This is a genomic window from Rhizobium sp. BK312 (assembly GCF_014193605.1).
Classification (GTDB): Bacteria; Pseudomonadota; Alphaproteobacteria; order Rhizobiales; family Rhizobiaceae; genus Rhizobium.
In genome coordinates, this window is record NZ_JACHZP010000004.1 from 236,721 (window position 1) to 257,525 (window position 20,805).

Sequence of the window (20,805 nt, forward strand, 5' to 3'; positions counted from 1 at the left end):
CTATTCCTTGATTCCGCCTTGGGTCAGGCCTTCGATGATGTGTCGTTGGAAGAAGAGCACCAAGATAATGAGCGGCACGGTGACGACGGCCGATGCGGCTGCGATGTCTCCCCAAGGCACATAATATTGGTTGGTGAAATTGGCGATGCCGACCGGGATCGTCTGGCTGTCGCTGTCCGAGGTGAAGGCCAGCGCGAACAGGAACTCGTTCCAAGCGGTGATGAAGGCAAGCAGGCCGGTCGTGACAAGGCTCGGCAACGACATCGGTAGGATGATATGCCAGAGCAGGCCGAGAGGGCCGACGCCGTCTATGCGGGCTGCCTCGTCGATTTCGCGCGGAAGCGTTTCGAAATAGCCGAACAGTACCCAGGTCACCAGCGGCAATCCGAGCGCAAGATAGGTGATGATCAGCGCCGTATAGGTATCGAGCAGCCCGAGATCGGAGGCGATGAGATAGAGCGGTCCGACGAGGGCGATCTGCGGAAACATCGATACCGAAAGGATGACCGTCAGGATGCCGAAACGCCCCTTCACATCGAGGCGCGATAGCGAAAAGGCAGCGAGCGAACCGACGATCAAGCATAGGGCGGTGGTCGCAAGGGAAACGACGAGCGAATTCAGCACGTAATGATGCAGGCCTTTTTCGACGAAGGCGTTGTAGTAGTGCTCCAGAGTGAACGGGTTCGGTATGAGCGAGGGCGTCCCCTCGGTCAGTGCCTTGTCGAGCTGGAGCGATGTCGAAAATTGCCAGATGAACGGGCCGGCGGACCAGATGAGGATGAACAGGGCGCCGAGATAGATGAGGATGTTCTGGAAGACTGAGCGTTCTCCGTTCATGTCGTCCTCCTGATCTGGCGCACGAGGAAGACGCAGAAGCCGATAGCGATCAGCCCCTCGGTGATGAACATGGCGGTCGAGACCGCCGAGCCGTAGCCGAACTGAAGCGTCGAAAAGAGCACCTTGTAGGAAAGGGTCGAAAGCGTCTCGGTGGAATCGGCCGGACCGCCGCCCGTCAGCACATAGACGAGATCGAAGACGCGGAAGGCATCGAGCGCACGGAAGAGCCCGGCAATCAGCAGCGTCGGCATCAGGAGCGGTAGGCGGATATGCCAGAAGATCGTCCAGGCTCTCGCTCCATCCATGCGTGCTGCTTCGATCAGCGATTTCGGAACGGTTTGCAGCCCGGTCAGCAACAGGAGCGCCATGAATGGCGTGGTCTTCCAAACATCGGCAAGAATGATCGTCGTCAGTGCCGTGTCGGGCGAGCCGTACCAATTGACGTTCTGGTTGATGAGTCCGGCATGCAGGAGGATGAAATTGATGATGCCGTGCTGACCGTCGAAGAGCCAGCCGAACATTTTCGACGTCACCACGGTCGGCATGGCCCAGGGCACGAGCATGGCGGCGCGGATCATGCCCCGGCCGGCGAAGGTCTCGCAAAGGATCAGCGCCATCGCCAGGCCGATGAACGTCTCGAGCAAGGTCGAGATCAGGGTAAACCAGATCGTGTGCCACCAAGCGTTCCAGAACGGCGGATCGGCCAGCAGCTGCACATAATTGGCGATACCGACGAAATCATTGTCCTGGGTAATCAGCGAGCGGTTGGTGAAGGACAGATAGACGCCGTTGACGATCGGATAGAAGGATACCGATGCGAGCGAGAGAAATGCCGGCAGCAGCAACAGCCAGGGCCAGAGGGCGCTTGAGAGCGCCCCCGACTTGCCCGATGTTTGCCCGGAAACGGCAGCCGTCATCGTTACTGCCATGTCAGCTGACGATCTTAGTGATCTGGGCCGCGGCTGCCTGCAGTTCCGCCTTGACGTTGCCACTGACGAGTGCCTTGGAAATGCTGGACTGCAGTGCCAGCGTTACCTTGGCATATTGCGGCGTGATCGGCCGCGGGGTGGCACCGGTGAAGACACTTTGAAGGCTCGCCATGAACGGCTGTTCGGCCTTCAGCTTCGCGTCCTGGAAGATGGCGGGGCGCGAGGGCGCAAGACCGAAATTGAGTGCGAGTCGGGTTTGCGTTTCCGGCGAGGACATCCAAGTCAGGAATTCGATCGCTGCTTCCCGCTTCTTGGAGTTGGCATTGACGCCGAGCTGGTAGCCGCCAAGGCAGGCCGAGCTCTTGCCGCCGGCAAAATGCGGCAACGGCGCGACGGCGACCTTGTCGACGACATGCGAGGCTTTCGGGTCCTGCGCGATCGGATAGACATAGGACCAGTTGCGCATGAACATCGCCTCGCCAGACGTAAACGGCTGGCGAGAGGGTTCCTCGTCCCAGGAGAGCACGTTCTGAGGGCTGATCTTCGTCTCGTTGATGGTGTCATACAGGAACTGGATCGCGGCAACGGCGGCATCGTCGCCGATGACGGAAGATTTTCCGTCGGCGGAAAGGATGGAGCCGCCATTGGATGCAATGATTTCCACGGCGTCACAGACCAGAACCTCGGCCTGCTTGCCCTGCCAGAGATAACCGAATTTGGCATCGCCGGCCTTTTGCGCCTCTGCCGCTATCGTCGCCATGTCGGCCCAGGTCTCCGGCACCTTGCCGCCGTGCTTTTCCACCAGGTCCTTGCGGTAGTAGAACATGCCGGAATCGACGAACCACGGCAGGGCTGTCAGCTTGTCGCCATAGGTGCAGGCAGCCACCGTACCGGGGAAATAATCTGCGCGCTTGTCTTTCGGGAAATATTCGTCAAGCGGCAGCGCCCAGCCGGCAGACGCAAAACCGGCGATCCAGATGACGTCCTGGCTGAAGACGTCGGGCGTTCCGTTGCGGCGGGCGAGCTGCTGGACGAGGCCCTGATAGACTTCCGTCGACGAACTCGGCGGCGGCAGCTCGATAAACTTGACGGTGATGCGGCTTTGCGACTCGTTGAACGCTTTGACGAGATCGCCGAGCCCTTCCTTGCCGAAGAAGCTGGCGCTGGCAAAGCTGATTTCCGTCCGCTCCGCAGCGCGTGCCGGGCGGATGCCGAGGCCTGAGGCAACACCGAGCATCGCCGTACCGATGGCGGTGCCGGCGGCACCCAGCACCAGCTGACGACGATCAAGCATTATCGATTGTCCGGCACTCTTGGCGTGAGCCGGCGTCTTCTTGATATCTGTCATGTTTCCCTCCCAGGAAGACCGGCGACCTCCAAACCTCCGCGCCAGTATTCGCATATGTTTTATAAAAATTTGTCGCGCGTCAAGAAATAAGATGCTTTAAATCGATCCGGGAGTCATCGTTCGGATGAGCCGAAGCGCGGCGACAGATGCGGTGGATAGGGAGGAATGGGTAATATGGCTGGCAATTCAAAAGCTAAACTTGGCATCGGCGTTATCGGCTGCGGTAACATCTCGATGACGTATCTGCGCAATGCGGCGCTGTTTGCCGGCGTCGAATTGCGCGCCTGCGCCGATATATCCGCCGATGCCGCGGCCTTGCGTGCCCGCGAATATGGCATTCGTGCCTTGAGCGTCGACCAATTGCTGGCCGATCCCGAAGTCGATCTCGTGCTGAACCTTACTGTTCCAGCCGTCCATTTCGACGTGACAATGTCGGCCCTGTCGGCTGACAAGCACGTCTTCACCGAAAAGCCGCTTGCGACGTCGGCGGCCGACGGCCGCATTCTTGTGGCGGAAGCGAAGCGGCGCGGACTGCGGCTGGGATCTGCACCCGATACGTTCCTCGGCGCGGCAGGCCGCCGGGCGCGGCGCCTGATGGATGAGGGCGCGATCGGCCGTCCCGTGAGCGGCACTGCCTTCATGATGGGGCGCGGCATGGAACACTGGCACCCCAATCCGCAATTCTACTATCAACCGGGCGGCGGCCCGGTCTTCGATATGGGGCCCTATTATCTGACGATGATGGTGAACTTGCTTGGCCCGGTCGTGCGGGTCATGGCAATGGCGACGAAGGGCCAGGAAGAGCGCCTGATCACCGCCGACGGCCCGTTCAAGAACACACGCTTCAAGGTCGGCACGCCCACAAACATCCTGTCGCTTCTGGAATTCCAATCCGGCGCGACCGTGAATTTCGGTGCCTCCTGGGACGTCTTTCGTCACTCCAATCATCCAATCGAGCTGCACGGCACCGAAGGTTCACTGCGTTTGCCCGATCCGGACACATTCGGCGGAACCGTGTCACTGTCCGAGCATGGCGCGGACTGGCGCGATTTCGAAAGCGACGGCGAACTTTATGGCGCGAAAAACTGGCCTTTTGACTCTCCGGACCGGGCAAATTACCGGATGCTCGGCGTCGCAGACCTAGCGCGAGGACTGCAGGAGGGCAGGCCATCCCGCGCATCGGGGGAGCTGGCCCTTCATGTCCTTGAGATCATGGAGGCTATCCTCCTGTCGGGTGAAAGCCGACAGTTGGTCAGGATCGACACGCAATTCACGCCGCCCTCGCGTCTTAACGAAGACGAAGCACGCAGTTTTCTCGCCTGATCGCTGCAGAGGAGGGATGACCAATGGAAAAGCTGGATGAAAGCGCGCGGCGCGTGCTCGCCATGACCAGCGGATCGAACGATCGGCCATTTGAAACGGGTACACCTCAAGAGGCCCGTATCGACTACAATACCGCTTGCCCGACGCTCCAAGGTGCAAAAGAGGCCGTCGCTTCGGTCGAGGATCGCCAGATCGCCGGTCCCAATGGTCCGATCGCCTTACGCATCTATCGCGGTATCGGCGCAGCTTTGAAGGATGGTCCGGGCCTTATCTATTTTCACGGCGGCGGCTGGGTAATCGGTAATCTCGAATCGCACGACGAAATTTGCCGATGGTTCGCCAATATTGGCAAATGCACCGTGATCTGCCCCGATTACCGGCTGGCGCCGGAACACAAATTCCCCGTCGGCGTGAACGATTGCGCCGCGGCATTGGCATTCGCAGTTCAATTTGCTGCAGATCTCGGTATCGATCCCACGCGGATCGCCGTCGCCGGCGATAGCGCCGGCGGCAATCTGGCCGCCGTTCTGGCATTGATGTCGCGCCGCGGCGAGGCACCGCCGATAGCGGCCCAGCTGCTCATCTATCCTAACACCGACGCCACCCAGGTGGCTGATAGCTACTATCGCTATGCCGAGGGCTTCGGCTTGACCGCCGCTACGATGAGATGGTTTCGCGATCACTACGTCCGCACCACAGCCGATATCACCAATTGGAGGGTATCGCCGCTACGGGCTGAAACCCTCCTCGCCGGGGTGGCGCCGGCTTTCGTCGCAACAGCCGGGCACGACATTCTGGTTGACGAAGGCATGGCCTATACCAAGCGGCTGCGGGAAGAAGGCGTGCCTATGGTGCATCGTCATTGGCCGGGACAGATCCATGGCTTCGTGTCGATGGGAAGGTACGTGGCGGAGGCCCGGCGGGCCGTGGAGGCGGCCGTAGCAGCCTGGCACAGCTTCGAGGCTAACTCTGGGTAGATGAACAGCAGGCGCGGCTTCAGGCCGACTGCCGCATGACAAGCGTTCCATTCAGGCTGAGCTTGTGCGGGATCGTCTGAAACGGCGCACTCGCGTCTCCGAGCAATGTCAGCAGCGTATTGACGCCGCTTGCCGTCATCGCGGCGAAGTCCTGCGCCATCGTCGTCAGCGGCGGACAGGTGTACCGGCTCAAGGGATGGTCATCATGGGCTGCTATGCGCAGATGGTCACCCTTTTTGCGCCCTACTTTGAGCCCATGGGAGAAGGCCGCCGACATCACGCCGAAGGCGAGGCGATCATTCGCGCAGAGGATGGTTTTGCGGGGAAGAGACTTTGCCCGGAGCAGGCTATCCATCTGTTCGTAACCGATCCGCTCGAACTCCCAAGTGTAGTCGGCATTGGTGCTGATGACCAGCGGCTCGCAGCCTGCGGCTTCCATGGTGGCGATATAGCTTGCCAGCCTCTCCGGCGAGTTGTGATTGACATGCGGAATGTCGAGATAGGCCGGCGCCTCTCCGGATCGGCAGAGATATTCGACGATCGTTGCAACACTCTGGTAGTTGTCATTGCCGATGAATGGCGTGCTCCCCTCGATATAGGTGTCGAAGTAGACGATCGGCAGGTTCTGCGCGAGTTTTTCAAAGGTGCGCGGGTCGGATTTCTGTCCCAATGGTGCGACAAGCGCACCGGCCACCTTCAACGACAACATCGTATTGACGGCTTCTGCTTCCAGTTCGGGTAATCCGTGCGATGAGAATACGATCGGCCAATAACCCTCGTTGCGCAGCCGCAATTCCAGGCGATTGACCATTTCGGCATAAAAGGGGTCAGTAAGGGCTGGAACCAGGATGCCGATATTGCGGGTTCTCTTGCGATTGAGGTTTCGCGCATACAGATTGGGTTGATAATCCGACGAACGAAGTGCTACCTCGATCAGCGCTCGAGTCGCCGGTTTCACGCTGGTCGGATCGTCAAAATACTTGGAAAGGGTAGGGCGGGAGACGCCGCAGGACTTCGCGAAGTCCTCCATCGTCTTGTGCGTCAATTTTTCCATCGAACCTCGGCCATTCCCTATTACCCATCTCAGACGCCTTATGCGTCTGCAGGGAAGACAGCGCAACCGGAAACGTAAGATCCAGGCAAGTTCTTTTGCGTTTCGCGCCGTCATAAAAGGTAACGCGCGTAAATTTTATTATTTGGTGTGCTAAATTTAGGCCAAAGACGAAGACACGAAACTGCAGCGAGCTGCCGGGCGGTTGTGGATTTTACGGCACTATGCCCGGCAAAAGGAAAAAGAGCGTTGCGCGTTCAACGCCGCTCAAGCAGCCCATGCAGGACGAGATCGATATGTGCCTTCACATAGCTTGCCTTGTCCAGGGTTCGCCGCTCGTCGAAAAGCAGCTTGAAGAATAGAAAGGCAATGGCCGGCGCGACGACCGCGTCGCAGAATGCCGCAGGTGCCTGGCGGAACTCCCCGAGCTTTATCCCTTCGTCGATAAGGGACTGCATCTGCCGTTCGAGCGGATCGATAAATATGTCGTGGTGCCTGTCGACGATCTGCGGAAACCGTGAACCTTCGGCGATGACGAACCTCATCAGCTCCCGCAATTTACGATCCTTGATGATAAGATCGTAGATGAGGTCGATATTTTGCTGAAGCCGCTCCGTGGCGGTCCCTTTCAGTTCATTCGCGCTTGACAAGAGGTTTTCGAGAGGCCCGGAAATGTGCCGGATCATCGCCTCGAAAAGCTGTTCCTTGTTTTCGAAGTAGACATAGACGGTCCCCTTCGTAACGCCGACCCTACTGGCGATATCTTCAACGCGTGTTGCGACATAGCCGCGTTCCACGAACTCCTCAAACGCGGCATCCAGGATTTGTACGGGGCGTCGGGCCTTCTGCTCCGCGCGCGTCAGCTTCTTTAGATCGGTCATGGCCGCACCTTGAGCGTGATTGACGGTTTGGCGTCAAGATAAATTCTATTGACTAATGGGTCAGTCAATAATATTCCTCCGGCCGACGGATGCAAGAGGTCAGATCATGAAAACTATCCTTGTCATCGCATGGCTGGGTGCGAGCGCGGTAGCGCTCTCCTCATGCGAAAAGCAGGCTGAAAGTGAAACAAAGCCGAAGAACGTGGAAACCGTCGTCGCCAAGCTCACGCCGGTCGTGGAAAACAGCGCCATCACCGGCGAAATCAGCGCACGCGTGGAAAGCGACCTTTCCTTCAGGGTCAGCGGGCGCATTGTCGAGCGCTTCGTCGATGTCGGCTCGTCAGTGAAGGCCGGACAGGTGCTTGCACGGATGGACGCCGAGGAGCAGAAGGCCGACCTGGATGTTGCCACCGCCAACCTGCAATCGACGCTAGCCCAGCAAACGCAGGCTCAGCTTGCCTTCGACCGGCAGCAAAACCTCTTCAGGACGCAGGTTACGACCCGTGCCGCCCTTGATCAGGCCCAGGAAACGCTGCTGACCGCCCAGGGAAGCGTGAAATCGGCACAAGCGCAGCTCGACACGGCTCAGGATGCGCTTTCCTATACGGAATTGCGTGCGGATGCCGATGGCGTCATCACCGCCAGGAATGCCGAAGTCGGGCAGGTGGCGCAAGCCGCACAGCTGATCTTTACGCTCGCTCATGACGGTCCCCGCGACGCGGTCTTCAACGTTTTCGAGTCCCTTTATCTGGGCCGCAATCTGGAAAACAAGGTCGCCGTCAGCCTCCTTTCGGCGCCATCGCATAAGGTTGAGGCTTCCGTACGCGAAATCTCCCCCACGATCGATGCGTCGACCGGAACGATCAGGGTCAAGGTGGGGCTCGAAGGGGCGCCTGATATGCAGCTTGGCGCTCCGGTAATCGGCTTGTTCCGGTCAACCGCTCGGGACGCAATCGAATTGCCATGGTCGGCAATGGCCTCCAAAAGCGGAAAACCGGCCGTCTGGGTCGTCGATCCCTCTTCGTCAAGCGTGTCGCTGCGCCAGATCGATGTTTCCAGCTACGAAACCGGCCGTTTCGCAGTACGGACAGGCGTGTCGCCGGGCGAGATCGTCGTCGCCGATGGCGCGAAATTCCTGCGACCGGGCCAGACCGTTGCGTATGACAAGGGAGCCGCAAAATGAACATCCGAGCCACAAGCGGCCTTGCGATCCTCGCGTTGCTGCTCCTGACGTCCTGCCAGAAGCAGGATGAAGCCCATTACGAGCCGCCGCGCCCCGTACTTTCCGTCGTCGCCCAGTCCACCGCTGCCTCCGCCCTGACCCTTCCGGGGACGGTCGAGGCCAGGATCGAGACCCAGCTTGCATTTCGGGTCCTGGGACGGGTCATCGCACGCAAGGTCAGCGTCGGCGATATCGTCAAGAAGGGCGACATCGTTGCCGCCATCGATCCGCTTTCGCTGGAACTTGCCGTCAAGAGTTCGCAGTCCGAGCTTTCGAATGCCCAGGCGCAGTTGGTCAATGCTGCATCCACCGAGGAGCGCCAGCGATCCCTGCTCGAGAGCAGATCGGGAAGTGAAGCGGCGTTTGAAGAAGCGCAGCTTGGGCGCAAGAGTGCGAGTGCTTCCGTTGCCAAGGCGCAGGCCAATCTGGACAAGGCGGAGGAACAGCTGGGCTATGCGCAGCTTCGTGCGGAATTCGATGGCGTCGTGACCGCGACTTCGGCCGAAGTGGGGCAGGTCGTCTCCGCAGGCCAAAGCATCGTCACCGTCGCCCGTCCCGACCAGCGCGATGTCATCATCGACATACCCGTGGCAAGCTTCGATGGCCTTAAGGTGGGATCGCCCTTTGAGATCGCTCTCCAGCTCGATCCGACCATTCGCGCAAGCGGCACCGTGAGAGAGATCGCCCCGGAAGCCGAGGCGACGACCCGCACGCGGCGCACGAAAATCACGCTCATCGATCCGCCGGCGACGTTTCGTCTCGGCTCCGTCGTCACTGCAACCGCGACTGTTGTTGCAGATCCAATGATCCTGCTGCCGTCGTCCTCCGTCCTGATGAAGGATGGAACGCCGAACGTCTGGGTGGTCGATACCGCAGCTCGCAAGGTCTCCATTCGGCCGATCAAGATCGACGGCGATCTCGTCGAGGGCGGCTCCGTGAAGATCACCGAAGGCATCAACCCCGGCGAACGCATCGTTACTGCCGGCGTTCACAAGCTTGCCGACGGCCAGGCCGTCAGGGTAGATTAAGGAAAATTCCCGTGAAGAAATTCAACCTGTCCGACTGGGCGCTCGAACATCGTTCGCTCGTCTGGTATTTCATGATTGTCTTCATTCTGGCCGGCGCGTTTTCCTATGTTGGGCTCGGCCGCGAAGAAGACCCTGACTTTACCATCAAGACGATGATCATTCAGGCGCAATGGCCTGGTGCGTCGGCCGAGGAGGTGACCAAACAGGTCACCGACCGTATTGAAAAGAAGATCGAGGAGCTGGATTCGCTCGATTATACCAGGAGCGAGACGGTTGCCGGCAAGACGACCATTTTCGTCGAGCTTTTGCCCACGACCAAAGCCAGGGATGTCAATGCCATCTGGATGCGGGTCCGCAACATGATCGGCGACATCAAGGGGGATTTTCCGAGCGGTGTCGTCGGACCGTTTTTCAACGACACTTTCGGCGACGTCTATGGCAATATCTACGCTTTTACCAGCGACGGACTGACGCAGCGACAGCTTCGTGATCTCGTCGAGACTGCGCGCGCAAAGGTGCTGACGGTCGCAAATGTCGGCAAGGTCGACATTATCGGTGCGCAGGACGAGGCCATCTATCTCGAATTTTCTACACGGAAAATCGCAGCCCTCGGTCTTAACCAGCAGTCCGTCATCGACACGCTGCAGGCGCAGAATGCCGTCACCCAGTCAGGCTTCGTCGATGCCGGTCCCGAGCGCATCGCCTTGCGGGTCAGCGGCCAGTTCACGTCGGAGGAAAGCCTTAGATCGATCAATCTTCGCGTCAACGACCGCTTCTTCCCGTTGACCGACGTCGCGACGATCAAACGCGGCTATGTCGATCCTCCCTCGGCGCTGTTCAGATATAACGGCCAGCCGGCGATCGGACTTGCAATCGGCATGAAGACTGGGGCGAATCTCCTTGAATTCGGCAAGGCGCTCGACAAGGAGATCGAACAGGTCACGGCAGATCTTCCCATCGGCGTGGACGTCCAGCGCGTTTCCGATCAGCCCGCCGTCGTCGACGAGGCCGTGTCGGGCTTCACGCGCGCTCTGTTCGAGGCGATCGTCATCGTGCTTGCGATCAGCTTCATCAGCCTCGGCGTCCGGGCAGGGCTCGTGGTGGCCATCTCCATTCCGCTCGTGCTGGCGATCACCTTCCTCGTGATGGCATATACCGGCATTTCCATGCAGCGTATTTCGCTCGGCGCGCTGATCATCGCCCTTGGCCTTCTCGTCGATGACGCCATGATCGCGGTGGAAATGATGGTTGCCCGACTGGAAGTGGGCGACGACCTGAGAAAAGCGGCGACATACGTCTATACCTCGACCGCCTTCCCGATGCTGACCGGTACGCTCGTGACCGTCGCAGGCTTCATCCCGGTCGGCCTCAATACCAGCGCCGCCGGTGAATTCACCTTCACCCTCTTCGTGGTCATTGCCGTTTCGCTCCTGGTTTCATGGATCGTTGCAGTCCTGTTCACGCCGTTGCTCGGCGTTTCGATCCTTCCGAAAACCATGAAATCCCATCATGAACAGAAAGGCCGTTTTACCCGTGCCTTTGCATGGCTCTTGCGTGCCGCCCTGCGTTGGCGCTGGGTTACGATCGCCGCAACGGTTGCAGCCTTCGCTCTTTCCATCGGCGGGATGAGCCTTGTGCAGCAGCAGTTTTTCCCGTCCTCCGACAGACCGGAACTGATCGTCGACTGGAATCTGCCGCAGAACAGCTCGATTTCGGAGACGAACAAGCAGATGGCCAGGTTCGAACGCGAGATGCTGGCCGACAACAAGGATATCGATCACTGGACGAGTTATGTCGGCCAAGGCGCTCCCCGTTTCATCCTGTCCTTTGACGTGCAGACTCCCGATGTCTCGTTCGGTCAGACCGTGATCGTCACCAAGGGGCTCGACGTTCGTGACAAGGTCAAAGCCGAACTGCAGGATTATCTGACGAAGACCTTCCCCGGAACCGATGCATTCGTGAAGCTGCTCGACATCGGCCCCCCGGTCGGCAAGCCGGTGCAGTACCGGGTGAGCGGGCCGGATATCCAGAAGGTCAGGGATATTTCCCAGAAATTCGCCGGTATCGTCGGTCAGCATCCTCTATTGTCCAACATGACCTTCGACTGGAACGAACCGTCGCGCGTGGTCAAGGTCGATGTCCTTCAGGACAAGGCACGGCAGCTGGGGGTCTCCTCGCAGGATATTGCAACGGCACTGAACAGCATTGTCGAGGGATCGTCGGCCACGCAGATCCGGGATGATATCTATCTCATCGATGTAATCGGCCGCGCCCAGACCTCCGAGCGAGGTTCGATCGAGACGCTGCAGAACCTCCAGCTTGGCGGTTCCAATGGCAAATCCGTACCGTTGTCCGCAGTTGCGAATTTCCACTACGAGCTGGAGCAGCCGACGATTTGGCGGCGTACCCGCATACCGACCATCACCATCAAGGCTGCCGTGGTCGGACCGACGCAGCCGGCGACGATCGTCAACGAATTGCAGCCGAAGGTCGACGAGTTCCGCAAGACACTCCCAAGCGGCTACCGCATCGTCGATGGCGGCTCGGTAGAGGAGAGCGCCAAAGCGCAGGGGCCGATCGTGGCGGTAGCGCCGCTGATGCTGTTCATCATGGCGACGATCCTGATGATCCAGCTGCAAAGCTTCAGCAGGCTGTTTCTGGTGTTTGCTGTTGCTCCCACAGCGCTTATCGGTGTGGTTGCCGCACTTCTCTTCAGCAATGCGCCCATGGGATTCGTCGCAATCCTTGGCGTACTTGCTCTCATAGGTATCTTGATCCGCAACTCAGTGATCCTTGTCGTACAGATCGAGCACCTTCGAAGCGAGGGTGTGCCGGCCTGGCAAGCGGTCATCGAGGCGACCGAGCATCGAATGCGGCCCATCATGCTGACGGCGGCTGCCGCAACGCTCGCGCTGATCCCGATCTCCAGGGAGATATTCTGGGGCCCCATGGCCTATGCGATGATGGGCGGCATCGTCGTCGGTACGGTTCTGACGCTGCTCTTCCTTCCGGCACTCTATGTTGCCTGGTTCCGAATTCCTCGCGACGACGCGCAACACTGAAGGGGCGTCCGATGCAGAAGGTTGGACGAAGGGACCTCGCCGGCAGCACCCGTTATGCTGCCTGCGCACAGCGCAGCTTGACCTCATTTGCTCTCAAGCGGTCTGGTCTTTCCGTTCTGATCTCCCTGTCGGTCCTGGCAGGCTGCGCGGGGCGGCTGGAGAATGTTCTCCAGCCGGTCGCAACGGCGGGACCAGGCACCAGCACCGTGGACATGATGGTGGCGACGACACGCCAGCCGACCGACAAAGCAGGCGAGCTTTATTCCGGCGAACGTGGAACGGCGATTTCTCTCAACGATATCGTCGTTTCCATTCCTCCCGATCGAAATCGCAAGATCGGCGAAGTGCAATGGCCATCGCATGTACCGGCCAATCCCGAGAAAGAGTTTGCAGTCCTAAAAGTCGGAAAGGTGGCATCCGAGCGCAATATTTTCGAATGGTTCGGCAAGAATCGCAATGCCAAGCGGCAGGTTGTCATCTTCGTGCACGGCTTCAACAATACCTATGCCGACGCCGTCTTCCGCTTCGCGCAGATCATGCATGATTCCGGAACGGATGCCGCGCCGATCCTCTTCACCTGGCCCTCGCGCGGCAACGTTTTCGACTATCTCTACGACAAGGAAAGCACGAATTTCTCGCGACGAGCGCTCGAAGATATGATCCTGCAGGCTGCCAAAAGTCCCGATGTTGGTGAGGTGACGATCCTTGCCCACTCCATGGGATCATGGTTGACGGCGGAAGCGTTGCGCGGCGTTGCCATGCGCAACAAGACAATTCCGTCAAAGGTGAAGAATGTCATCCTCGCATCGCCCGATATCGATATCGACGTCTTCCGCCGCCAGATGATCGAGATGGGCGTGCAACGACCGCACTTTACGATTTTTTCCTCCACCAAAGACAAGGCGCTACAGGTTTCGCGGTGGCTCTCCGGTGGCGTCAATCGGGTCGGCGGCTTCGATTCAACACCCTATGCGGCAGACTTGGCCAAGCTCGGGATCACGGTCGTCGATACGAGTTCCGTAAAACCGGACGACGCGCTGGGCCACAATACCTTTGCGGACAATCGCGACATGGTCCAACTGCTCGGACGGCGGCTGGCAGGGCAGTCATTGGACGCTGGCCAGGTCTCGCTTGCGGATAGGGTAGGCATTGCGGCCGTGCGAACCGCGGATCTGGCGGGCTCGGCGGCAAAGGTCGCAGTCGCAGCTCCGATGTCGATCATCAGCGACGATGCGAGGCAGGTGTTGAAACAACAGCTTTCCTCGGGATCGTCGCCAATCGTCGATGGACGAATTTCCTACTGAACGGGCGAGACCTTTAAACGCCAGGCAACGACGTGAATCGCACTGCGTTCGCGAGAGGTTCGGCCCGGCTGGGCAAGCGAGCTTTTTCCGTCTTTTCCTGATTGAGGAATACCAGCTTGTTCTCGTCGAAGATCCGGAAGAATTCGTACCAGGCGATTTCCTTCAGGTTTTTCTCCGGCTCTCCGAAATCGATCCGCAAATGGCCGCCATCGCCCCCGGCGTTCTTCACGCGGGATGGGTGTCCGCCTCTTGATTCCACCCATTGGCGGATCAGCTTGTGATCCGTCGTTGTTTTTGATGCAGACATCGCGTCACTCCTTCACTCATTGCCGGTTCAGGTTTGCGAATGCGCTCCTCCGGGTCTGGATATTTCGGCAAGCGCAAGGCCGGCAGATCCGTCCTCCACGGAAACGGCAATATCGCCGGTCCCGATTGAGAACGGGTAGCCGCCGTAGCTCAATATCGCCCAGATTCGTCATCACATCGTCGATGTCATCATCCTCGAAGCAATATTTGACCTCCGCCGACATCACGTCGCCGATCCTGGTTTCCGGTCCTTTTCCTTGCGCGACTGCGCGTACCGCGATGTCGCGGTCCGTGATCATGCCCACGAGCCTGTCATGCTCGCCGACGGGGATAATGCCGGCATCGAGATCGGCCATCATGGTCGCAGCTTCGCGAATGGAATGGTTGGGATTTGCGACGCGCACGTCGCGTGTCATTGCTGCGTTCACTTGCATGTCTCTATCCTTCTTGAAGGAAAGACCCCAACTCATGTCGGCACCCAGAGTTCCTTCATTGGAACAATAAGCGGCTGAGAAAATGCGCTGCCGGCCGCTGGGGAGAGCTACCTGCAGGACAAAGAAATTCATTTGCCCATTCAAGGGAAGGCGGCGGAACCTATTCTTTTAATCTACGAAATTTATGGATAATGTCTTGCCATTGGAAAACGTGCCAAGCGCGCGGCCGTGTCATGAGCGGAAGAAGGTAGGGCGACATTGGATATCTCCCGGCAAGACATCGTCGCATGTTGGATCGAAATCCATCCGCCCTAAATCAGACGAAAGGAATTTATTGGCAATTCCCGCAGCGCCCGAAAGTGAAGAAGGCAAGCCATGATCTATGATGCCGTTGTCGTGGGTTCCGGCTTTTCCGCCATCTCCACCGTCTGCAACCTCGTGGAACTGCTTCCCGAAACCGCATCCATCGCCATCGTCGGAGACGATCCCGGATTTGGCCGCGGAACCGCCTATCGCACCGAGCTCTATCTGCATCGCTTGAACGTACCGGCCGGCCGCATGAGCCTTTTTCCGGACCGTCCGAATGCTTTTGTCGAATGGCTGCGGGAGCATAAGCGACCGTTGGATGCGGGGGATTTCGCCTCCAGGCAGGACTATGGCCTGTATATTCGAGACAGTTTGGCTGCTCTGCTGCGCAACAGGAAACGGCGTTGCCGGGTTGATTTCATCAAGGCCAAGGCGACCGGATGCGTTGAGCACTACGGTTCCGCGCTCGGTTTTATTTTGGACAACGGCAATGAGATCGCCGGGCGAAGCGTCGTGCTTTGTCTGGGAGTGGGGAATGCCCAACTGCCCTTCGATTTGACCGGATTGCCTGCCGGCCTGCGCTCCCACATCATCGAAAATCCATGGCGACTGTCATGGCTGAGGCGCGTCAGTAAGACTGATACTGTCTGTATCCTGGGTTCGGGATTGACGATGATCGATCAGGTTTTGGCACTGTCTGCTCACGGTTTCACCGGCAAGATAATCGTGTTGTCGCGGCGCGGTCTGGTTCCGCACGATCACGCCAGCCATCCGAAGCCGGCGGTCGAGATCGACGTCGGAGCCTTGCCCACGAGGATGAGTGAACTCCTGCATGTTCTCCGTCGCGAAAGCAAAGATGCGGGGGACTGGCGCAGAGTCATGGATGGGTTGCGCCCGAAAACGCAAGCTCTCTGGTCGAGATTGCCGGAGGCCGAGCGCCGCCGCTTTTTGCGCCATGCGTTACCCTGGTGGAACATCCATCGTCATCGGGTTGCGCCGGACGTGTTCCGCAGATTTGAGACGATGCTGCAAAGCGGCCAGGTTTCGGTCCGCGCCGGCTATCTCCAGAATGTCGAGAAAACCAAGGCTTTGACCGTACATTATCGGCCGCGCGGCGAGAGCTTTACCGCATCGATTGAGGCGGATTGGATCGTGAATTGCACTGGCATGGAGCGGGCAGGCATCGCGCATTCTCCATTGCTGCAGGAGATGCAGCGCCAAGGCCTGATCGAGGCAGACCCGCTTCGTCTTGGACTGGTGGTCGATGCTCGCTCGCGCATCCCTGGTTCGAGCGGCAGCGAAGCGGTCATCTATGCCGTTGGCGCGCTGACTGCGGGCCAATTCTGGGAAATTACCGCCGTGCCGGATATCCGCGTGCAGGCAAGAAAGGTCGCCGAGGCCATTTCGGAGAGATTGCGGTGAAGGACCGATATGCGCCGACTGACGGCTGGCGGTCAGCTCTGTGCGACACGCACGGCCAGTTTACCGAAGTTCCGCCCTTCCAGCAGCCCGAGGAAAGCTTCCGGAGCGTTTTCGAGCCCATCCACGATGTCCTCCTTATATTTGAGCCGCCCCTCGGAAATCCATTTTGCGGCTTCGCGATAGAAATCGGCGCGCTGATCGGCGAATTCGCGTTGTATGAAACCCCGGATGGTCAGGCTCTTTCTGAGGATGGCGCGCATGACCGCTGGCAGCTGGTCCGATCCGCGCGAAGTGGACGGGTCTTCGTTATAATGTGCAATCAGCCCGCAGATTGGCACGCGAGCGAAATCGTTCAGCAATGGAAACACCGCGTTCCAGACGTGTCCGCCGACATTTTCGAAGTAGATGTCGATGCCCTTCGGACAAGCCGATGCAAGCTGGGCTTGAAAGTCGCCGGCCCGGTGATCGATCGCGGCATCGAAGCCAAGTTCGTCGTGGATATAGCGGCACTTGTCCGGGCCGCCTGCGATCCCGACCACCCTTGCACCAAAGATCTTGGCGATCTGCCCGACGGCCGAGCCGACCGCGCCGCTTGCGGCGGCAACAACCAATGTCTCTCCGGCTTGGGGTCGTGCGATATTGCGCAGCCCCGCATAAGCCGTGAAGCCGGGCATTCCCAGAATGCCGAGTGCCGTCGAGATCGGCGCCACATTGGGGTCGAGCTTGCGCAATCCCGCGCCGTTTGAGATCGCATGGCTCTGCCAGCCGGAATGGGAGAGGACGATGTCCCCCGGCGTGAATTCCGTATTGCGTGATTTGACCACGCGCGCGACGGTTCCGCCTTCCATCACGCCGCCAATTTCGACCGGCGCGGCATAGGATTTCGCGTCGTCCATGCGACCTCGCATATAGGGGTCGAGAGAAAGATAAAGGATTTGCAGAAGAACCTCGCCTTCGTCGAGATCCCGCAAGGTTTCCCGTTCAAGCCGGAAGTTCGCCGCCACCGGTTTTCCAACGGGACGGGAGGCAAGCACGATACGGGTGGTGACGGGCTGATTAGCCATGCGGAGTTCCTTGCATTGATTTCGATATCGAAGCGCTGAACGATCGCAATGCCGGATACCGGCATCTCAGTTGCGTCACCCTCAAGTATGCGCCGGCTCTTCTACTCCTTGAACCATAGCGCGACTCCATTGGCGGCATCGGCATCAACAAGCAGACCACCCTCGAAGGCGTGAGGCGAAAAGCCTCCCTGCGCCAGGGCGTCTGCGGTTGCTTCAAGCGATCGTACCTTCAATCCGAGCGCCACTTTTCTTTCGTTGCCGTCAAAATCTGTCGGAATGGAAGAGCCGAACCGGGAGGCAGCATCAGCCTCGGACAGAATATGAAGTGTGACGGTGCGGGCGTGAATTGCAATGCCCTCGCTAACGATGTCAGGAGCATCGGTATTGGCGAATCCACCTAGCAGTTCGGTAATCGCTTTAGGAGCGCGGCTGACGATGAAGACATCGACGATATCGAGAACACCGTTGGGGTGACTCTGATCCTTCGGCTGCCACACCAGCTCCGGCGTATTGTGCTGGCAGAAGAAGAAGCGGCCGTTGGAGAGCGCCTCCTTACCGATCTGAAAGGTGCGGAAACTGGCTGACTTCTCTATGCCGCCCACATCGACAGGGCGCGAGAAATCACGCCATTCGGTGACGGGTTTGCCGGCGGCGCCCAATTCGCGTTGCAGGCTGGCGGCGTCGGTGGTTCGAAAAGCAAGCCCGTTCAAACCGATCGGATAAGACCAGAGATCGGCGCGGTTCCCGTCACTGTCAGGCGGAAATCCGAGCAGCTCCAGATAGTTCTCGCCGAACACGGCAAGATGATTGATGGAGCCCAGGGTATGATAGCCGCGTGGAGTCAATGCAAAGCCGAGTTTGCGGTAGATTGCGGCGGCCTCGTCCAACCGGTCAAGGACGCCGATGACGGCGTGATCGAGGATGAGGGGTTGGGCAGTAACAGCCATATGAAGAGCTCTCAGTATGAGAATAGGTTAAGGCATGAAAATAGGTCGTCGCGTTGTGCGGAGAGCCGAAAGAAGCGATACAGCCTGCTCATGATATGCCTTCCTTTACGCAGCGCGGTCGAGGTTGCCGGTCGACGGGGACGCCAATTGATGGATGGCTCGCAGCACGTCCGAGGCGGCGGCAAAATGTTGGCCGTCGAGATCATAGACATGAAACTTGACTGCGATGAACTTTAGCGCGCCCTTGTCCGGAACGACGATGCCCACCGGAACGCCGGCATATTCAATCACCTGTCTGGTCATCTTCATCACCCGTTGAAATCGATTCTTCCGAACGAACGATCGGAGGCGTTCCAAGTTCGATTAGTCCATTAATTTACTGGATTATATGCGTGGTAGATGCGGCAGGCCATTCTCGGCAATGCCAAATAGTCGGGCCATAGGGGAAAACAATTCTAATAGAAAAGATTGAAAGGTATCGAAGAGCGGAAGCGCATTGGATTGCGGAGGCGTTTCTGAATGCGCGAATATTGCCCGCTCATTTTTAGTGGATGCTTGTCCCATCAGGCAGCGCGACAGGCCCATTCAACCCGAAAATATAGTCGCGTTCGTTTCCCGACTTGTGTCCAAATTAGAATATTAATTCTATAGATATATAGGTGTTTGCCGTAGGTTGATGCGCATTATCCTACAGAGGCTTACACAATGGGCATCAAAGCCAAATTCAAGGCGGCAAGTTTACTGAGCGTGTGGCTACTGGCGGCGCCGGTGGCATTCGCCGATGACCAGCCGGTCAAAGGCGGCACGCTGATTTATCTCGAACAGCAGGCGCATACGAACCTCTATCCGCCGGCAGGCGGATTCTATCCGAACGGCGGCATTCTCAACCAGATCACCGACAAGCTGACCTATCAGAACCCGAAGACGCTTGATATCGAGCCGTGGATTGCCGAATCCTGGACGGTCAACGATGCGGCGACGGAATATACGTTCAAGATCCGCAAAGGCGTGACCTTTTCCGACGGCACCCCGCTCGATGCCAATGCCGTTGCAAAGAACTACGATACGTTCGGCCTCGGCAATAAGGAGCTGAAACAGCCGGTTTCCGAAGTCATCAACAATTACGATCACAGCGAAGTCATCGATCCCTATACGGTCAAGTTCTACTTCAAGAAATCATCTCCGGGTTTTCTGCAGGGAACATCTGTCATCGGATCCGGCCTGGTCTCGTTGAAGACGCTGACGCTCCCCTTCGACCAGCTCGGCGATGCGACGAAAATTATCGGATCCGGCCCCTTCGTCGTCGAGAGCGAGACGCTCGGCAAGCAGCTCTCGCTGAAGGCGCGGACAGACTACAACTGGGGTCCGAGCAAGCTGGAGCATCAGGGCCGTGCCTATCTGGATGGCATCAAATACATCATCACCGGCGAGGACAGCGTGCGCATCGGCGCATTGCTTTCCGGTCAGGCTGATTTCATCCGTCAGCTGCAGGCCTATGACGAGAAGCAGGTGTCCGACCAGAGTTTCGCGATCTATGCGGCGCCGACCCGCGGCGTGAACGACAGCGTCGCCTTCCGCCCGGACAACCCGCTCGTTGCCGATCTCAAGGTTCGCCAGGCGCTCCTTCACGCGACCAATAACAAGGAAATCGTCGACACGCTGTTTTCTGTGAATTATCCGCAGGCGAAATCGGTCATTTCGTCGGCCGCCGCCGGCTACGCGGATCTGTCGTCAAAGCTGACCTACGATCCGGCTCTTGCTGAAAAGCTCCTGGATGAAGCAGGCTGGAAGAAGGGCGCGAGCGGCGTTCGCGAGAAGGATGGCAAGCCGCTTTCGCTTGCAGTCTACGAATCCCTGCCCCAGCCACAGAACAAGGCCGTGCTACAGCTCGTCGCGCAGCAATGGGCCAAGCTCGGCGTCAAGCTGCAGGTTCTTGCCGGCACCTCGGGAAATCTGGTGACCGACAATGTCGATCCGGCAAAGACGCCGCTGGTCGTCGCCGAGGTCGGCCGTGCCGATCCCGATGTCATCAAGAGCCAGTTCTACCCCAAGAACCGCGATGCCCTGCTGCAAAAGGGCGGCCTCAATCCCAAGGCGAGTTTCTCGGATGACAAGCTGAACGGCATCCTGGAAACCGTCGCCTCCGAGACGGATCGCGACAAGCGCCTGGCGGCGGCCAAGGCGGCGCAGGAATATCTGCTCGATCAGGCCTATGTCATCCCCTTCTTCGAGGAGCCGCAGGTTTTTGCCGGCGCGCCTTACGTGAAGGGAATTGCATTCGAAGCCGTGGGACGCCCATCCTTCTACAGCACCTGGCTCGCTGAACACTGATAAAAACGGGGCTGGCCCGGCGTGGTGCCGGGC

Annotated in this window: 17 protein-coding genes and 1 pseudogene; 8 read left to right on the forward strand and 10 right to left on the reverse strand. The window is 58.7% G+C overall.

Features of this window, described 5'->3' with window-relative positions; translation table 11 throughout:
- The 3 genes from FHT85_RS13375 to FHT85_RS13385 are packed head-to-tail and all read right to left on the reverse strand — an operon-like array spanning position 1 to position 3,114.
- Complete coding sequence (locus FHT85_RS13375) at positions 1 to 837, reverse strand: carbohydrate ABC transporter permease (RefSeq protein WP_112337092.1); 837 nt, start codon at positions 835 to 837, stop codon at positions 1 to 3.
- Entirely contained in the window at positions 834 to 1,766 is a 933-nt protein-coding gene (locus FHT85_RS13380; protein WP_246779975.1) for a carbohydrate ABC transporter permease, read from the reverse strand. Before FHT85_RS13380 ends, FHT85_RS13375 begins: the two co-directional genes overlap by 4 nt.
- Before the next feature lies 1 nt (position 1,767).
- On the reverse strand, positions 1,768 to 3,114 hold the full coding sequence (locus FHT85_RS13385; RefSeq protein WP_112410752.1) for an ABC transporter substrate-binding protein: 1,347 nt from the start codon (positions 3,112 to 3,114) through the stop codon (positions 1,768 to 1,770).
- A 174-nt stretch (positions 3,115 to 3,288) separates the two neighbouring features.
- On the opposite strand from FHT85_RS13385, the gene FHT85_RS13390 reads away from it, so the two are divergent.
- Together FHT85_RS13390 and FHT85_RS13395 are read left to right on the forward strand one after the other, a co-directional pair.
- Positions 3,289 to 4,437, forward strand: a complete 1,149-nt coding sequence (locus tag FHT85_RS13390) for a Gfo/Idh/MocA family protein (protein WP_112410754.1) — start codon at positions 3,289 to 3,291, stop codon at positions 4,435 to 4,437.
- A gap of 23 nt (positions 4,438 to 4,460) precedes the next feature.
- Positions 4,461 to 5,414 carry an alpha/beta hydrolase gene (locus tag FHT85_RS13395; protein ID WP_112410755.1) on the forward strand — a complete coding sequence of 318 codons (954 nt, stop codon included), beginning with the start codon at positions 4,461 to 4,463 and terminating at the stop codon, positions 5,412 to 5,414.
- Positions 5,415 to 5,433: 19 nt separating this feature from the next.
- Here FHT85_RS13395 and FHT85_RS13400 read toward each other — a convergent pair whose 3' ends face one another.
- Positions 5,434 to 6,468 carry a LacI family DNA-binding transcriptional regulator gene (locus FHT85_RS13400; protein ID WP_112410756.1) on the reverse strand — a complete coding sequence of 345 codons (1,035 nt, stop codon included), beginning with the start codon at positions 6,466 to 6,468 and terminating at the stop codon, positions 5,434 to 5,436.
- Between the two features lie 254 nt (positions 6,469 to 6,722).
- A complete protein-coding gene (locus FHT85_RS13405) occupies positions 6,723 to 7,346 on the reverse strand; it encodes a TetR/AcrR family transcriptional regulator (RefSeq protein WP_112337087.1) in 624 nt (207 codons plus the stop codon).
- A gap of 106 nt (positions 7,347 to 7,452) precedes the next feature.
- On the opposite strand from FHT85_RS13405, the gene FHT85_RS13410 reads away from it, so the two are divergent.
- Genes FHT85_RS13410 through FHT85_RS13425 form a run of 4 tightly spaced genes read left to right on the forward strand, consistent with a single transcriptional unit; the run spans position 7,453 to position 13,962 of the window.
- Positions 7,453 to 8,529 carry an efflux RND transporter periplasmic adaptor subunit gene (locus FHT85_RS13410; RefSeq protein WP_112400867.1) on the forward strand — a complete coding sequence of 359 codons (1,077 nt, stop codon included), beginning with the start codon at positions 7,453 to 7,455 and terminating at the stop codon, positions 8,527 to 8,529.
- The gene (locus tag FHT85_RS13415) at positions 8,526 to 9,596 is read left to right on the forward strand and encodes an efflux RND transporter periplasmic adaptor subunit (RefSeq protein ID WP_112400868.1); all 1,071 of its coding nucleotides are present in this window, start codon (positions 8,526 to 8,528) and stop codon (positions 9,594 to 9,596) included. Before FHT85_RS13410 ends, FHT85_RS13415 begins: the two co-directional genes overlap by 4 nt.
- An 11-nt stretch (positions 9,597 to 9,607) precedes the next feature.
- Positions 9,608 to 12,658 (forward strand): efflux RND transporter permease subunit, encoded by a 3,051-nt coding sequence (locus FHT85_RS13420; protein WP_112410757.1) that lies wholly within the window; start codon positions 9,608 to 9,610, stop codon positions 12,656 to 12,658.
- A gap of 11 nt (positions 12,659 to 12,669) precedes the next feature.
- Positions 12,670 to 13,962: an alpha/beta hydrolase gene (locus tag FHT85_RS13425; protein WP_246779976.1), complete on the forward strand. Its 1,293-nt coding sequence runs from the start codon at positions 12,670 to 12,672 to the stop codon at positions 13,960 to 13,962.
- A 13-nt stretch (positions 13,963 to 13,975) separates the two neighbouring features.
- On the opposite strand, the gene FHT85_RS13430 is transcribed toward FHT85_RS13425, so the two are convergent.
- Complete coding sequence (locus tag FHT85_RS13430) at positions 13,976 to 14,269, reverse strand: hypothetical protein (protein WP_112410758.1); 294 nt, start codon at positions 14,267 to 14,269, stop codon at positions 13,976 to 13,978.
- A 27-nt stretch (positions 14,270 to 14,296) separates the two neighbouring features.
- A pseudogene (locus FHT85_RS13435) lies at positions 14,297 to 14,702 on the reverse strand (CBS domain-containing protein).
- A gap of 375 nt (positions 14,703 to 15,077) precedes the next feature.
- Here FHT85_RS13435 and FHT85_RS13440 point away from each other — a divergent pair.
- Positions 15,078 to 16,430 (forward strand): FAD/NAD(P)-binding protein, encoded by a 1,353-nt coding sequence (locus tag FHT85_RS13440; protein WP_112410759.1) that lies wholly within the window; start codon positions 15,078 to 15,080, stop codon positions 16,428 to 16,430.
- Positions 16,431 to 16,462: 32 nt separating this feature from the next.
- Here the strand turns inward: FHT85_RS13440 and FHT85_RS13445 are convergent, their stop codons facing one another.
- The 3 genes from FHT85_RS13445 to FHT85_RS13455 all read right to left on the reverse strand — a co-directional run bounded on the left by FHT85_RS13445 (position 16,463) and on the right by FHT85_RS13455 (position 18,744).
- Positions 16,463 to 17,494: an NADP-dependent oxidoreductase gene (locus FHT85_RS13445; RefSeq protein ID WP_112410761.1), complete on the reverse strand. Its 1,032-nt coding sequence runs from the start codon at positions 17,492 to 17,494 to the stop codon at positions 16,463 to 16,465.
- Positions 17,495 to 17,595: 101 nt separating this feature from the next.
- Entirely contained in the window at positions 17,596 to 18,441 is an 846-nt protein-coding gene (locus FHT85_RS13450) for a VOC family protein (protein WP_112410763.1), read from the reverse strand.
- Between the two features lie 105 nt (positions 18,442 to 18,546).
- Positions 18,547 to 18,744: a hypothetical protein gene (locus FHT85_RS13455; RefSeq protein ID WP_112410892.1), complete on the reverse strand. Its 198-nt coding sequence runs from the start codon at positions 18,742 to 18,744 to the stop codon at positions 18,547 to 18,549.
- 402 nt (positions 18,745 to 19,146) lie between these two features.
- Between FHT85_RS13455 and FHT85_RS13460 the strand changes: the two genes are divergently transcribed.
- The gene (locus tag FHT85_RS13460) at positions 19,147 to 20,772 is read left to right on the forward strand and encodes a TIGR04028 family ABC transporter substrate-binding protein (RefSeq protein ID WP_112410765.1); all 1,626 of its coding nucleotides are present in this window, start codon (positions 19,147 to 19,149) and stop codon (positions 20,770 to 20,772) included.
- The last annotated feature ends 33 nt before the right edge of the window (positions 20,773 to 20,805 follow it).

Excerpts from the sequence above, each read along its gene's own strand:
- FHT85_RS13375 (WP_112337092.1), bottom strand. The coding sequence starts at position 837 with ATGAACGGAGAACGCTCAGTCTTCCAGAACATCCTCATCTATCTCGGC.
- FHT85_RS13380 (WP_246779975.1), bottom strand. The coding sequence starts at position 1,766 with ATGGCAGTAACGATGACGGCTGCCGTTTCCGGGCAAACATCGGGCAAG.
- FHT85_RS13385 (WP_112410752.1), bottom strand. The coding sequence starts at position 3,114 with ATGACAGATATCAAGAAGACGCCGGCTCACGCCAAGAGTGCCGGACAA.
- FHT85_RS13390 (WP_112410754.1), top strand. The coding sequence starts at position 3,289 with ATGGCTGGCAATTCAAAAGCTAAACTTGGCATCGGCGTTATCGGCTGC.
- FHT85_RS13395 (WP_112410755.1), top strand. The coding sequence starts at position 4,461 with ATGGAAAAGCTGGATGAAAGCGCGCGGCGCGTGCTCGCCATGACCAGC.
- FHT85_RS13400 (WP_112410756.1), bottom strand. The coding sequence starts at position 6,468 with ATGGAAAAATTGACGCACAAGACGATGGAGGACTTCGCGAAGTCCTGC.
- FHT85_RS13405 (WP_112337087.1), bottom strand. The coding sequence starts at position 7,346 with ATGACCGATCTAAAGAAGCTGACGCGCGCGGAGCAGAAGGCCCGACGC.
- FHT85_RS13410 (WP_112400867.1), top strand. The coding sequence starts at position 7,453 with ATGAAAACTATCCTTGTCATCGCATGGCTGGGTGCGAGCGCGGTAGCG.
- FHT85_RS13415 (WP_112400868.1), top strand. The coding sequence starts at position 8,526 with ATGAACATCCGAGCCACAAGCGGCCTTGCGATCCTCGCGTTGCTGCTC.
- FHT85_RS13425 (WP_246779976.1), top strand. The coding sequence starts at position 12,670 with ATGCAGAAGGTTGGACGAAGGGACCTCGCCGGCAGCACCCGTTATGCT.
- FHT85_RS13430 (WP_112410758.1), bottom strand. The coding sequence starts at position 14,269 with ATGTCTGCATCAAAAACAACGACGGATCACAAGCTGATCCGCCAATGG.
- FHT85_RS13440 (WP_112410759.1), top strand. The coding sequence starts at position 15,078 with ATGATCTATGATGCCGTTGTCGTGGGTTCCGGCTTTTCCGCCATCTCC.
- FHT85_RS13445 (WP_112410761.1), bottom strand. The coding sequence starts at position 17,494 with ATGGCTAATCAGCCCGTCACCACCCGTATCGTGCTTGCCTCCCGTCCC.
- FHT85_RS13450 (WP_112410763.1), bottom strand. The coding sequence starts at position 18,441 with ATGGCTGTTACTGCCCAACCCCTCATCCTCGATCACGCCGTCATCGGC.
- FHT85_RS13455 (WP_112410892.1), bottom strand. The coding sequence starts at position 18,744 with ATGACCAGACAGGTGATTGAATATGCCGGCGTTCCGGTGGGCATCGTC.
- FHT85_RS13460 (WP_112410765.1), top strand. The coding sequence starts at position 19,147 with ATGGGCATCAAAGCCAAATTCAAGGCGGCAAGTTTACTGAGCGTGTGG.